The sequence below is a fragment of the Nonomuraea sp. NPDC049400 genome (assembly GCF_044466425.1).
Taxonomy (GTDB): Bacteria; Actinomycetota; Actinomycetes; order Streptosporangiales; family Streptosporangiaceae; genus Nonomuraea.
Window position 1 is genome coordinate 66,165 of sequence record NZ_JBITMP010000020.1, and the last position, 13,287, is coordinate 79,451.

14 protein-coding genes and 1 pseudogene are annotated in these 13,287 nt (G+C 70.1%); 9 read left to right on the forward strand and 6 right to left on the reverse strand.

Annotated elements, in window-relative coordinates:
* Window positions 1-147: 147 nt before the first annotated feature.
* From lepB to ACIBVN_RS29550, 4 genes are all read right to left on the reverse strand, one after another.
* A complete protein-coding gene (gene lepB, locus ACIBVN_RS29535; RefSeq protein ID WP_397141820.1) occupies window positions 148-654 on the reverse strand; it encodes a signal peptidase I in 507 nt (168 codons plus the stop codon).
* 20 nt (window positions 655-674) lie between these two features.
* Complete coding sequence (locus tag ACIBVN_RS29540) at window positions 675-1,268, reverse strand: TlpA family protein disulfide reductase (RefSeq protein ID WP_397141822.1); 594 nt, start codon at window positions 1,266-1,268, stop codon at window positions 675-677.
* 11 nt (window positions 1,269-1,279) lie between these two features.
* Window positions 1,280-1,408: a hypothetical protein gene (locus tag ACIBVN_RS29545; RefSeq protein WP_397141824.1), complete on the reverse strand. Its 129-nt coding sequence runs from the start codon at window positions 1,406-1,408 to the stop codon at window positions 1,280-1,282.
* 320 nt (window positions 1,409-1,728) lie between these two features.
* Complete coding sequence (locus tag ACIBVN_RS29550; protein WP_397141826.1) at window positions 1,729-3,048, reverse strand: hypothetical protein; 1,320 nt, start codon at window positions 3,046-3,048, stop codon at window positions 1,729-1,731.
* 529 nt (window positions 3,049-3,577) lie between these two features.
* On the opposite strand from ACIBVN_RS29550, the gene ACIBVN_RS29555 reads away from it, so the two are divergent.
* Together ACIBVN_RS29555 and ACIBVN_RS29560 are read left to right on the forward strand one after the other, a co-directional pair.
* A complete protein-coding gene (locus tag ACIBVN_RS29555) occupies window positions 3,578-4,303 on the forward strand; it encodes a BTAD domain-containing putative transcriptional regulator (protein WP_397141828.1) in 726 nt (241 codons plus the stop codon).
* A 91-nt stretch (window positions 4,304-4,394) separates the two neighbouring features.
* Complete coding sequence (locus ACIBVN_RS29560) at window positions 4,395-4,733, forward strand: hypothetical protein (protein WP_397141830.1); 339 nt, start codon at window positions 4,395-4,397, stop codon at window positions 4,731-4,733.
* A 95-nt stretch (window positions 4,734-4,828) separates the two neighbouring features.
* Here the strand turns inward: ACIBVN_RS29560 and ACIBVN_RS29565 are convergent, their stop codons facing one another.
* The gene (locus ACIBVN_RS29565) at window positions 4,829-6,007 is read right to left on the reverse strand and encodes a cysteine desulfurase-like protein (protein ID WP_397141832.1); all 1,179 of its coding nucleotides are present in this window, start codon (window positions 6,005-6,007) and stop codon (window positions 4,829-4,831) included.
* A gap of 9 nt (window positions 6,008-6,016) precedes the next feature.
* On the opposite strand from ACIBVN_RS29565, the gene ACIBVN_RS29570 reads away from it, so the two are divergent.
* From ACIBVN_RS29570 to ACIBVN_RS29590, 5 genes and pseudogenes are all read left to right on the forward strand, one after another.
* Window positions 6,017-7,063, forward strand: a complete 1,047-nt coding sequence (locus tag ACIBVN_RS29570; RefSeq protein ID WP_397141834.1) for a winged helix DNA-binding domain-containing protein — start codon at window positions 6,017-6,019, stop codon at window positions 7,061-7,063.
* A gap of 58 nt (window positions 7,064-7,121) precedes the next feature.
* Window positions 7,122-8,210, forward strand: coding sequence for a winged helix DNA-binding domain-containing protein (locus ACIBVN_RS29575; RefSeq protein ID WP_397141836.1), 1,089 nt, complete (start codon window positions 7,122-7,124; stop codon window positions 8,208-8,210).
* Window positions 8,177-8,500: a hypothetical protein gene (locus ACIBVN_RS29580; RefSeq protein ID WP_397141838.1), complete on the forward strand. Its 324-nt coding sequence runs from the start codon at window positions 8,177-8,179 to the stop codon at window positions 8,498-8,500. The genes ACIBVN_RS29575 and ACIBVN_RS29580 overlap by 34 nt, the downstream gene beginning before the upstream one ends.
* Window positions 8,501-8,947: 447 nt before the next feature.
* Window positions 8,948-9,853, forward strand: a pseudogene (locus ACIBVN_RS29585) (RNA polymerase sigma factor); the annotation flags it as partial.
* 73 nt (window positions 9,854-9,926) lie between these two features.
* Window positions 9,927-10,706 carry a class I SAM-dependent methyltransferase gene (locus tag ACIBVN_RS29590; protein WP_397141840.1) on the forward strand — a complete coding sequence of 260 codons (780 nt, stop codon included), beginning with the start codon at window positions 9,927-9,929 and terminating at the stop codon, window positions 10,704-10,706.
* Here ACIBVN_RS29590 and ACIBVN_RS29595 read toward each other — a convergent pair.
* Window positions 10,699-11,439 carry an alpha/beta fold hydrolase gene (locus ACIBVN_RS29595; RefSeq protein WP_397141842.1) on the reverse strand — a complete coding sequence of 247 codons (741 nt, stop codon included), beginning with the start codon at window positions 11,437-11,439 and terminating at the stop codon, window positions 10,699-10,701. The two genes, ACIBVN_RS29590 and ACIBVN_RS29595, sit on opposite strands and share 8 nt — an antisense overlap.
* Before the next feature lie 64 nt (window positions 11,440-11,503).
* On the opposite strand from ACIBVN_RS29595, the gene add reads away from it, so the two are divergent.
* A complete protein-coding gene (add, locus tag ACIBVN_RS29600) occupies window positions 11,504-12,451 on the forward strand; it encodes an adenosine deaminase (RefSeq protein WP_397141844.1) in 948 nt (315 codons plus the stop codon).
* Complete coding sequence (locus ACIBVN_RS29605; protein WP_397141846.1) at window positions 12,448-13,245, forward strand: TIGR02569 family protein; 798 nt, start codon at window positions 12,448-12,450, stop codon at window positions 13,243-13,245. The genes add and ACIBVN_RS29605 overlap by 4 nt, the downstream gene beginning before the upstream one ends.
* Window positions 13,246-13,287 lie beyond the last annotated feature (42 nt).

Here is a 13,287-nt window from a genome sequence, read left to right on the forward strand (position 1 = left end):
ATGCGGCGGCCTGGCCGACGACCCTCGGGACGATAAGTCCGAGCAGTCGATCGCCTAGAGAGCTGATTACTCTTACCATTCCATTCCTTCCTTTTCGTAGGGGACAGTGGATTGCGGCAAGGGTCGTGCGTGCGCGTTCACGCATCGCTATAGACGGGAAACGTGTCGGGCGTTCGATCGTTCTTGGCGAAAGGCCCGGATGTGTATGACGACTCCCAGGACGTCGCGGCCCGGTACGCTTCCGTAGGCGCGTGAGTCGATGCTGTTGATCGCGTTGTCCCCCAGGACGAAAAGCCGGCCGGCGGGCACGATGGCTTCCCGGGGCACGTCGGGGGCATAGGTCAGCCCCTCCGGCACCGGTTCTCCGGGCAGCGCTGCGGCTCGCTTGATGACCCAATGCCGTCCCCGCAGGCCCACGGACTCGGATCGGCCGGGGCCACCACGTGAGTCAGGCGGTTCAAGGACGACGATGTCTCCGGCGCGGATCTGCTCCAAGCCCTTCCTGCGGACGACGAGCTGGTCGCCCGGGCGGAGAAGGGGAGCCATGCTGTCACCCTCGACCGTGACGATCACGAACTGGGCTCGTAGCATCATCACGGCGAGAATCAGAAGGAGGCCGGTGCCTGCCGCGGTGATGATCGCCTGAGTCAGCATGATGGGAATCCGTTGCGCTGCTAGAGGCCGGTTGCGGCGTGATGGCGGTTATCGGCTGGTGCGCCGGAAGGCTTCGGCAGGTCGGCGACCCTTCCCGCCGTGGCCGTGACGGCCCGATCCTCGCTCACCACGCAGAATGCGGGGAAGGCGCGTACGGCGAATGCCGCCATCGCCGGGCCTTTGTCGGTCTCTCGGATGACTCGCGCACCCGTTGCCAGTTGCTGAGCCTTCACCTCCGCCGCCTCGTCGTCGTCTTCGTCGGCGATGACGAAGGCCCAAACGTCGGCCTGGCCGTCCGGCAATTCGGCGGCATAGCGGAGGTATTCGGGAATCTCTTCCTCGCATGCGTCGCACCCTGGCATGAAGAATCCGACCACGGTGGGTCCGCGTTGAGCGCTCAAAGACACGTGCCGGCCGTCAATGGTCGACGCCGAGTAGGGTGGTGGAGACGCCCCCACCGGCAGGGTCATGTCCTTGAAGGGAATCGGCGCTCCCGCACCCTGTGCGAGCAGCTGAGTATGCTCCCGCAAACGCCCGATGACGCCGACGGTGAGCACCAGATCGATGAAACACAGCAGACCGACCGCCACTATTGCGGCGACGACGTAGGGCATCTCCATCCTCCTCAGTTGGTCGGCGGCACGCCCCGGGCGGCGAGGCCGGCCGGAGCGGGCAGCCCTGTGCGGGCTGCCGCGGTGAGCAGGCCGTTGCGCACCAGATGGGACACGCCGAGCTGACGGCGAAACACCGGCAAGCGGCCCGCACTTTCGCGTCGCAACGCCATGAAAATGTATGCAGTAAAGGAAAGTAACCGTGCCACGGCAATGGCGAAACCGCCGCTTGCCGCCAGCTGCCGACGTGATCGTTGAATTCGGCGAGTGGGCAAAATCAATTCGCCAGATCAAAGCGAATATGGTCTGAGTGGATCACGAACATTGTTTGCGGCTCCATCACATCGGGTCAAGGCCTTATGCTGTACGAACTTGTACGAAAAAGCGGGAGGTGCACGTTCTGCGCGCCGGAGGCGTTGCGGATGGTGTGGCTCCTGGAGTTCCAGTCAGATCTGTCACATGCTCATGTCCATGGGCTGGCAATGTGATGGTGCTGAGCGAGGAAATCCCGGGTGGTGCGCGTGCGGAAGCCGCTGATGGCCGTGGCGAACTGAGCGGCTAATCGCACGTTCAGCTCGGACAAGATGACCGGCCGGCTGAGGCGGAGTCCGGTGAGCGCATCGTGGCAACCCTGATCCGGCTCCCCTGCGGCGACGCGGGCAAGCGCCAGCTCGAGCCAGCGCCAAGTGGCGCAGCGCACGTAGTGAGCATCATGGTGAGCGTCCGCAACATGTACAGCCCGCTCGGCATGATCGAGGGCCTTGTCGTGTTCGCCGAGGGCAGCCCACCCCTCGGAGAGGGTGCAATGCATGGTGGACTCGGTGAACCACATGAGCCAGGGCGGGTCATTGTCGTCGTACCCGCGCTCCAGCGCGGTCACGGCGCGGCCCATCGCCCGCTCGAAACCGCGGCGATCGTGAAGTCGAGCGTTCGCGTAAGCTTCCCGGGCCGCACAGGCGGCCCGGACCCGTGCGGATCCGAGGCCCTTGGCGAGCTGGCAGGCGCGCTCGGCCGCCTGCGCCGCGTGGCGTAGATCATCGGACGCGGCATCGAAGCGGACCGGGACGAACGCCAAATCCATCAGGACGCAAACCTGCACGTCGACCGAGCCGGCGCTCTCGGCCAGTTCCAGGGCTCGCTCGTAGAATCGCAGCGCGGCCGGCAATCGTCCGGCATCAAAGCAGCTGAACGCGGTGCCTGCGGCGTCATAAGCCAAAGCGGCAAGGAGCCGCCGGCGATCATCCAGAGAGCCATCCCCGGTGGTGAGAAAACGGCTGGCGCGCTCATGATTGCTCAGCATCTGATCGACGACGGCATGCCCGCCGTACCTATCACCGATCGACTGAAACACGCCGGTCACAGCCCTGAGACGATTGACACCGCCCTGCCCCAGCCGTCCGTGGGTGCCTGCCGACCGCTCATCTTCCCGCATGGCGGGCCACGACACCCGCCCGGCGCGCGGCACAGCGGCCTCCATCGACAAGCGGCGCAGCGCCTCCACCCATGCTGACACCGATTGTTGATCGATGCCGCACGCCCCGACAAACGCCGCAACCAGCCGCTCCCGCGGCAAGGTCTTGCGGCCCAAAGCCGACGACAGCGTGGTGTACGGCAGCGAATCACCCGCAGCGCGGGCACGCGCTTCCAGGTCCCGATAGGTCAGGCCCGCCCACGCTTTGAGCTCACGCAGTTTCACCACGAACTCCGCCGCCGACCTGGCCACCGACGGATCAGGGGGCCCTGCCTCCGGCCTGTGGGCCGTCGAGATGATCACAATCACCATCCAGCCGTCAACTACATGATCACTCCGAACCGCCTCTCCGGCGATCAGGGAGTATCCGACGATGCGGGTGCGGCGTTGGTCGCAGGCGGCGTCGCGGACCGCTCCCCGCCGGCGGCCTGTGCCACCAGGATCGTGGCGGCCAGATTGTTTGGCAGCCCTTATCGGGCAGGCAAACAATGCCGAGGTCCCGCTCGCACGCGGTCGTGCGGATCGACGCTCGTCGCGCGCAGGTCGAGGTGATCGTTCTGGCCGATGGGCGTGAGCAGCGGCCCGGGCGTGCCAGGTCCTCGACATGCGTCCCTCGTGGCGGGGCGCTCCTCCTGCTCTGGGGCTGACGGTCCGCAGACGGCCCACGGCGACCGTGGGTGACCATCGCCGCACCTCGAACGGGGTAGTTCTGTGAGACGCCCTCTCTCATGTACGACTTCGTCCGCTGCAGGCACCGGAGGGCCGCCGTTCATTCCGGCGGACGGAGGGTAAGTGAACAACGGCTCCCCGGACTGATCCCGCACCACGAGGGGACCGGAAGATGGTGGAGCGACCTTTTCGTCTGACGCTTCTGGGCGGCTTCCGGCTGCTGGCCGGAGGCGAGCAGCTCGCGGTCTCCAGCGGGTCGGAACGCCTGCTCGCGTTCCTCGCCATCAGCCGCAGGACGGTTCCCCGCAGCATGATGGCGACCACGCTCTGGCCCGACGCGCCGGAGAAGCGCGCGCAGGCCAACCTGCGTTCCGCGCTGGCCCGACTCGACGACGCCGGGCGGCGGATGCTCGAGGTCGGAGCGAGCGAGATAGGGCTGTGCCCGGAGACCGGCGTGGACTTCGAAGAGGCCCGGTCGCTGGCGCGGCGCCTGCTCGACCCCGCCGCCGAGCTCGAGGAGCCCGAGGTCAGCGCGCAGTCCGTCGAGGTGCTGTCCGACGGCCTGCTGCCCGGCTGGTACGAGGAATGGGTCCTCGCCGCCGCGGACGAGTGGCACCAGTTGCGGCTGCACGCACTGGAGGCGCTGTCGGGGATCTTCGTCCGGCAGGGGCGGTTCGCCGAGGCGGTGACGGCCGCGAACGTGGCCGCGCATGCCGAGCCCCTGCGGGAAAGCGCGTGCGCCGCGCTCATCGAGGCCCACCTCGCGGAGGGTAACCAGGCGGAGGCTCTGCGCCACTTCCAGCTCTACGAGCGAAATCTCCACACCGAGCTCGGCCTCCAGCCGACTCCCCGATTGCGCGACCTGGTCGCGGGTCTGCGGCCGGCGCGCGGCCGCTGAGCCGGCCCCGGTGACGCCACCGTCACGCCGCCATCACGGCGCGGTGACACGGGTCCGGCCAATCTGGGTGGTGACCGGAAGGGAGACCAGGATGCGCATCAAGACGAGCCTGATGCTGGCTGGTCCAGCGCTTATCACCGCTGTCACACTCGGACCGGTCGCGGCCTCACCGGCCTCGGCCGCCCAGACCCTCGCAGAGACGACCGTGATCGGCGCGCAGACGAGCACGCACGTCGCAGGCCAGCCCCCGCGGGAGCGGCAGCGGCAGCGGCAGTACAACCGGGGAAGGGAGACCGGTTACACCGAGGGTCGGGCCGCCTGCTCGGCCAACAAGCCGTACAACCTCAAGTTCACAGGTAGCGACGACTACCAGATGGGCTTCGCGGACGGTTACAACTCGGGCTTCAACAGCTGCACCGCGCCCAGGTGACCTCCCGCCCCTAGACGGGGCCTCACCCTGCCGCCGCCGGGTGTGGCCCTGAACGGGACCCCACCCAGCCGCCGCCGGGTGGGGTCCCACCTTGCTCAGGCCAATTGGGCCACGCCGTCGAGCAGCCGGTCCACGTCGGAGCGGTCGTTGTAGTGGACCAGGCCCGCTCGGACCGCCCCGCCCGAGTCGCGGATGCCGAGCGCGCCGGTCAGCTCCCAGGCGTAGTTGTGGCCGTTCCAGACGTTCACCCCCAGCCCGGCCAGGTGCTCGGCCACCTGGCGCGGGGTGTGACCGGCCACGTTGAAGTAGGCCGTGGCGGTCCGCCTGGCCGGCTTGCCGTACACCGTGACGTGCGGCATCGTCTCCAGCCCTTCGATCAGCACCGCGAACAGCCCCAGCTCGTGCTCCTCCACCGCGGTCATCGAGGCCAGCAGGCGCTCGCGGCGGGTGCCCGTGCCGGGCACCATGGCGGCCAGGTGGTCCACCGCCGCCGTCACCCCGGCCAGGTCGGCGAAGGCCGCCGTCCCCGTCTCGAACCGCTCCGGCACCGTGTCAGGAGAGGAGGCCAGCTTGTCCGGCCTGATCGTCTCCAGCAGCGCCGGATCGGCCACGACCGCGCCGATGTGCGGCCCCGACCACTTGTACGCGCTCGTGGCGTAGAAGTCGGCGCCGAGCGCGCGCATGTCCACCGGACCGTGCGGGGTGGCGTGCACGCCGTCCACGTACATCAGCGCGCCCGCCCGGTGCGCCAGCTCGGCGATGGCGGGCACGTCGGGGCGGGTGCCGAGGATGTTGCTGGCCGCCGTCACCGCGACCACCCGGGTACGTTCGCCGATCAGCTCCGCGTACTGCTCGACCGGCAGCTCCCCGGTGACCGGGTCCACCTCGGCCCAGCGGACGGTGGCGCCGGTCTGCGTCCACGGGCGCACGTTCGCGTCGTGGTCGAGCCTGGAGACGACCACCTCGTCGCCCGGGCCCGCGATGGCCCTGGCCAGCCGGTACGTCAGGGTGGTCATGTTCGGGCCGAGTATCACGCCGTCCGGTTGGCCGCCGACCAGGTCGGCCACGGCGGCGCGGCAGCCCGCCACGATGGCGTCGGAGCGGTGGCTGGCGGGGAAGGCGCCGCCGACGTTGCCGAGGCCGGTCCGGTAGGCGGCGGAGATGGCGTCCATCACCGATTGAGGGGTCTGGGTGCCGGCCGCGCCGTCGAGGTAGGCGAAGCCGTCGGCCAGCGCCGGGTAGGACGAACGCACCGATTCGGTGGGGAAAGGCATGATATGTAAATGCTCACCCTCGGGGACCTCAACCGGGCCACTTTGGCCCGTCAGCACCTTCTCGACCGGCACAAGGGCGACGTGGCGGACGTCGTGCACCGGCTGGTGGGGCTGCAGGCGCAGGAGCCGCGGCCCCCGTACCTCGGCGTGTGGTCCAGGCTGGCGGGCTTCGCGCGTGACGACCTGCACGCGGCGCTGCACGCGCGCACGCTCGTGCGGGCCACCATGTGGCGGGCCACGCTGCACCTGGTGACGGCCGCGGACTTCGCCGTGTTCCGGCCGGTGGTGGCACCCATGCTGGCCGCCGCGGCGCGCCGCTTCGAGGGGATCGACTTCGACGCCGTCGTGGCCGCCGCCGACCGGCTGCTGGCCGCGGGGCCGATGACCTTCAACGAGCTGCGGCCCCGGCTGCTGGAGGAGTTCCCCGGCGGGTACGACCGGGCGCTCGGGTACGCCGTACGCATGCTCACCCCGCTGATCATGGTGCCGACCGAGGACCGGTGGAGCTTCCCGCGCGAGTCCGCCTTCGGCCTGCCCGGCATCGACCTCGAACCCGCCGGCGTGGAGACGCTGATCGAGCGCTACCTCGCCGCGTTCGGCCCGGCCACGCCCGCCGACGTGCAGACCTGGTCCGGGCTGCGCGGCCTCAAGCGGATCATGTCCGGCATGGACCTGGAAAGGCTCACTGACTTCACCGGCAGGGAGCTGTACGACCTGCCGGACGCGCCCAGGCCGGGCGGCGACGTGCCCGCGCCCGTGCGGTTCCTGCCCGACTTCGACACGCTGATCCTGGGCCACGCCGACCGGACCCGCGTGCTGGCCGAGGAGTACAAGGGCCTGGTCGCCACCAAGAACCTCCGGATCAAGGCGGTCTACCTGGTGGACGGCTTCGCGGCCGGGACGTGGCAGATCAAGCGCACGGGCAAGCGGGCCAAGCTGCTCATCAGCCCGTTCACCTCGACCTCGCCGGACCTGCTCGAGGAGGAGGGGCTGCGGCTGCTGGCCTTCGCCGAGCCCGACGCGGCCCCGTCCCTCGAGGTCGTGGACGGATCCTGATCGGTCGAGCCGCGCAATGCGGAAGCTTTCTTGCCGCATTGGTTCGTACGCTGCTCGTATGATCCTCAACCGCCGGGTCCTCGCCCGTACCACCCTCGACCGCCAGCTCCTGCTCCGCCGCTCGCCGCTGTCCCCGCTGGAGGCCATCGAGCGCCTGGTCGCCGTGCAGGGACAGGAGATCGACGCGCCGTACATCGGGCTGTGGTCGCGGCTGGCCTCCTTCACCCAGTCCGACCTGTCCGCGCTGCTGTACGGGAAGCAGGTGGTGCGGGGGTCGTTGCTGCGCGGGACCCAGCATCTGGCGGCGGCCGAGGATTACCTGTGGATCCGGCCGCTGGTGCAGGTGGTGCTCTCACGCAGCAGGCAGGCGGCGTTCGGACGGGTGATGCGGGACGTCGACCTGGACGAGCTGACCGGGCTCGCCCGCAAGCACCTGGCCGGGCGCACGCTCACCCGGCCGCAGCTGCGCGACCTGCTGCGCGAGCGGTGGCCCTCGGTGGATCCGACGGGGCTGGCGTGGTCGGCGCAGGCGCTGGTGCCAGTCGTGCACACGCCGCCGAACGGCATCTGGGGCACAGGCGGGGCCACGCCGTTCACGCTGGCCGAGGAGTGGCTCGGGCGGCCGCTGGAGGGGGCGCCGTCCGTGGAGCGGCTGGTGGTGCGGTACCTGGCGGCGTTCGGGCCGGCGAGCGTCATGGACGTGCAGATGTGGTCGGGGTTGACGCGGCTGCGGTCCGTGGTGGAGTCGATGCCGTTTTTACGGAAATTTCATGACACCGAGGGTCGTGTCCTTTATGACCTGCCTGATGCTCCGCTCGCCGCCGAGGACGTGCCCGCGCCCGTACGCTTCCTGCCCTGGTTCGACAACCTCATCGTCGCCTTCCACGACCGCGGCCGCCTGATGACCCCCGAACAGCGCAAGACGATCTGCGTGGGAGCCGTCATCTACCCCACCTTCCTCGTCGACGGAACTGTCGGTGGCATGTGGGACCTTAAGAACGGCGCGCTGACGATCGAGCCCTTCCACCCGCTGTCCGACGGCGTGATGGTGGAGCTGTCGGCAGAGGCGGCGCGCCTGATGGCGTTCGCGGGTGTCGAGGAAGGGAGCATCACATGGCTACCGCCCAGGAGCTCTACGACGACCTGATCATGGAGCACCTCGCCCGGCCCGAGGTGAGCCTGGGGCGCATGTTCCACGCCGAGGGCCTCAAGGTCAACGGCAAGGTTTTCGCGTTCTTCTCCGAAGCCAAGGGCGGAGTGGTGCTCAAGCTCCCGGCCGCTCGGGCGGGGGAGCTGGTGGGGGAGGGCACGGCCGAGGTGATGGTGATGGGGGCGCGGCGGATGCGGGAGTGGGTGGCGCTGCCGGTGCCGGACGAGGCCGTCTGGCGCCGCCTGATGGCCGAGGCGGCCGACTATGTGGAGTCGTTACCCCGCTGACAGGCCCGCCCGGCGCCGCACGACCGGCTCACCGACACGGCCCGCCGTCTGCCGACCGGGCCCGTGTGCCTGGCCTGTTGCCGCTGATGGGCGCGGCAACGTGGTGACCCTGTGCTGGGCGGCTGGTGGGTGCGGCAGCGTGGTGGCCCCGTGCTGGGCGGCTGGTGGGCGCGGGCGGCGTAATCGTCGTCGCGGCGAATCGCCATCCCCGGTCGAAGCCACGTTCCAGGAACTGTTGGGTAGCGTGGTCAGGGGAGGCCCGCCTGGTCTCCTGTGTTTTCCGTCCCTCGAAACAGACCCAAGGTGGCGATGGCCCGAGTCCCCATGTTCCAGGTCCGGCCCACGTTCATACGTCGTGTGTCCAAAGCGAGCGAGGAGAGTGTTTTGTCCGAAGCAGCAGAGGTTCTCGAACTCGACGACAACGTCGCCGACAGTGGCACGGCCGTCGGCGCCGACTCGGTCAAGGCGTACCTGAAGGAGATCGGGCGCGTGCCGCTGCTCACCGCCGAGCAGGAGATCGAGCTGGCCAAGCGCATCGAGGCCGGGCTGTTCGCCAGGGAGCGGCTCGACACCGAGCCGGGCCTGCCCGCCGAGCTGCGCACCGATCTGGAGTGGGTCGCCGACGACGGTGAGCTGGCCAAGCGCCGCATGCTGGAGGCCAACCTGCGGCTGGTCGTCTCCATCGCCAAGCGCTACACCGGCCGCGGCATGCTCTTCCTCGACCTGATCCAGGAGGGCAACCTGGGCCTGATCCGGACGATCGAGAAGTTCGACTACCGGCTCGGCTACAAGTTCTCCACGTACGCGACGTGGTGGATCAAGCAGGCCATCACCAGGGCCATGGCCGACCAGGCCCGGACGATCCGCATCCCCGTGCACATGGTGGAGCTCATCAACAAGGTGGCGCGGGTGGAGCGCCGGCTGCAGAGCGATCTCGGGCGCGAGCCCACGCCGGAGGAGATCGCCAAGGAGACCGAGCTCGACGTCGACAGGGTCATCGAGGTCCAGGGCTACGGCCGCGAGCCGATCTCGCTGAGCATGCCGCTGGGCGAGGAAGGCGACAGCGAGTTCGGCGACCTCATCGAGGACACCGAGGCCGTCTCCCCGGCGGACGCGGTCTCCTTCACCCTGCTCCAGCAGCAGCTGCACGCCCTGCTCGACCAGCTCTCCGAGCGCGAGGCGGGCGTGATCAGCATGCGCTACGGCCTGGCCGACGGCAAGCCGAGGACGCTCGACGAGATCGGCCGCGTCTACGGCGTCACCCGCGAGCGCATCCGGCAGATCGAGGCCAAGACCATGTCCAAGCTCCGCCACCCGTCCCGCTCCCTGGCCCTGCGCGACTACCTGAGCTGACCCCGCCAGTCTGAAAGGCTGCGCAAACGGAGACTCAAGACTGTGGCCATGGGCAGGTGGAGGGCCCCAGGCGATGTCTAGATTCCCAGACGTGAAACGCTCCCGTTCGAGCCTCGTCCACCAGGTCGGCTACGCGGTCAAGCACCCGGACAAGATCGCGCCCCACCTCCGGCGGCTGGCACGCGACGCGTGGTTCCGGCTGCGTACGCGTGACCACATCTCCTACTACCGTGCCGTCATGAAGTCCGACACCGCGCGCGATCCCGAGGGCGCGGTCGGCTCGCACAACCACAAACGGTGGCTGGCGCTGGGCCGCATGCAGTTCGACTACCTGGTCGGGCACGGGCTCAAGCCCGAATGCCGGATGCTGGAGATCGGGTGCGGCAACCTGCGTGCCGGGCGGCTGTTCATCGACTACCTGCACACCGGCAACTACTACGGCATCGACATCTCGCCCGACATCCTCATGGCCGCCCAGGACACGATCGTCCAGCACGGGCTGCACGACAAGCTGCCCCATCTCACGCCCGTACGCGATCTGCGGTTCGCGTTCCTGCCCGACGAGCACTTCGACGTCGTGCACGCGCACAGCGTGTTCTCCCACTCGCCGCTGCACGTCATCGAGGAATGTCTCGCTCACGTGGGGCGGGTGATGAAGCCGGACGCGTGGTTCGACTTCACCTTCGACCGGACCGAGGGGAAGGAGCACCAGGTGCTGCGGGAGGACTTCTACTACCGCACCGAGACCCTCGTGGCCCTGGCCGGCAGGCACGGGCTGCGGGCGACGTTCATGGACGACTGGGAGCAGGGGCCGCACAAGCAGTCGAAGATCCGCGTCACCAGGCTCAGCTGACCGAGGCCCAGAAAGCCGCAAGCCGGGCCGCGCCCGCCGCCGGGTCCTGGAGCATCCACCAGTGTCCGAGGCCCGGCAGGTCGGCCACCGCGGCGCCCGCCCTGGCCGCGCTCTCCCGCGCCAGATCCCGCGCCGCGAACGGGTCGTCCGAGGGGGCCAGGACCAGCCCGGGCACGGGGATGTCCGCGAAGGCAGGCGACCACTCCTCGGCGACGTGCACGGCCGATCGGTAGAGGGCCAGGATGCTCTCCGCCATCACCTGGTCCACGGCGGACGCCATCGGCAGGGCGTGCTCGTGCGGCACGCCGAAGCCCTCGTACGCCTTGGCCTGCTCCGCCACCGGCGCGGCCAGGAGCTGCTCGAAGAACGCCTCCCCGGCCCCCGGCGTCTGCCAGGCTCTGGCCAGGTCGTGCCACTCGAAGCCGGGATGGCCGATGCCGGCGGCGTCGCTCGCCCACGAACGCACGAGACCGGGCCGGGTGCTCACCAGGCGCACCACCAGACCGCCGCCCCAGTCGTGGCCGACCAGGTCGATCTCGTCGCCGGCCATCGACTCGAGCTCGCCGGCCAGCCACGCGACGTACTCCTCCTTCGTGGAGCTGAAACCGTCGGGTCTGGGGCAGCCGAAGCCGGGCAGCGCGAGGGCGCGCACGTCCTGGCGGCTCAGCGCCGCGCGCAGGGGATCCCAGACGGCGGCCGTCTCGGGGACGCCGTGGACCAGCACCAGGGTCATTCCCTGACCCTACGCCGTGAATATCCGAATGCGTACGGCGGAGCCTGCCTCTAATGTGTCGGGAGTGAGAGACGTACGGACGCTGCCCAAGGCCCACCTGCACGTTCACCTGGAGAGCACCGTACGGCCCGAGACCGTGCGCGAGCTGGGCGGCACGTCCGAGCGGGCGGAGGTCTTCGGGACCTTCAGGGAGTTCGCCGACGAGCGGGCGCGGGTGCGTTCGCTGCTGCGCACGGCAGAGCACTTCCGGCGGATCGCGGTGGAGTTCTGCGAGGACGAGGCCGCCCAGGGCACCCGCTACGTGGAGGTGACCTTCACCGCCGCCTCCCACGGTGAGCGGGTGGGGGAGCCGGAGATGCCGCTGGAGGCGGTGCTCGACGGGCTGGCCGAGGGCGAGGCCAGGTTCGGGATCGAGTGCCGGGTGCTGCTCGACCACTCCAGGCGGCGGCCGGTGGAGCGGCTGTGGCGGACGCTCAAGCTGGCCGCCCGCTACGACCGGGTGATCGGCCTGGGGCTGGCCGGTGACGAGGCCTACCCGCTGGCGCCGTTCGCGGAGGTCTTCGAGGCGGCCAGGGACGCCGGGCTGCACCTGGTGCATCACGCGGGCGAGGCAGCCGGCGCCGCCAGCATCCGCGAGGCGCTCGACCTCGGGCACTCCGAGCGGCTCGGGCACGGCATCCGGGTGCTGGACGACGCCGCGCTGGTGGCCGAGGTGCGCGAGCGCGGGATCCCGCTGGAGGTCTGCCCCACCTCCAACGTCCTGCTCGGCCTCGTCCCCTCGCTGCCCGAGCACCCGCTGCCCCGGCTGCGGGAGGCGGGGCTGGCGGTCACGATCAACACGGACGGGGAGACGGAGCTGGCCGGCGAGTACACCCGGCTGCGGGAGGTGTTCGGGTACGGGGACGCCGAGCTGGCGGAGCTGGCCCGGGCCTCGATCGACGCGTCGTTCGCTGCCGAGAGGCTCAAGGCGGAGCTCAGGGCGCAGGTGGACGCCTGGCTCGCCACCCCGTGACCGGCGCCCCGCCCCCGGACGACGTCATCGCGGCCTACGGTGCCGCGGGCGAGCCGGTCGACCTCGGCGGGGCGTGGCGGGTCGGCCCGCTGGTCTTCAAGCCGGTGGAGTTCCTGCCCGAGACGTTGTGGCGGGCCGAGGTGCTCGACGCGCTGCCCGGCTCGTCCCGGTTCCGGATCGCCCGCCCCGTGCGGGCGCGGGACGGCGCGTGGGTGACGCGGGGCTGGGAGGCATGCCGGTTCGTCCCCGGCGAGCCGGACGTCCGGCGGCCGGATGACGTGCTGCGGGCCGGCGCGGCCTTCCACGAGGCGGTCAGCGGGCTGGAGCGGCCGGCGTACCTGGACCTGCGTGACAACCCGTGGTCCCACGGCGATCACGTCGCGTGGGAGGAGCTCCCCGTCCGGGCCGGCCGCGAGGCGCTGGAGCTGCTGGAGTCGCTGCTGCGGGTCCGCCGCCCGGTCGAGCCGACGTCGCAGGCCGTGCACGGGGATCTACTGGGAAACGTCCTGTTCGCGGACGGCCTGCCACCGGCGATCATCGACTGGCCCGTCTACTGGCGGCCGCCGTCCTGGGCGGCGGCGGTCGCGGTCGCCGACGCGCTGTGCTGGTACGGCGCGTCGCCCGCGCTGGCCGCCCGCTGGTCGCATCTGCCGGAGTGGGGTCAGATGCTGGTGCGCGCGCTCATCTACCGGATCGTCACGCACGACGCGGGGACCTGGGCTTGCGAGCACGTCGCCGCGTACCGGCGGGCGATCGGGGTCGTGGTCTCTCACACGGAGGTTGGTCATGGCTGACCGGCTGCCCGAGCCCGTCCTGGCCGATGTCCTGGGACGGCC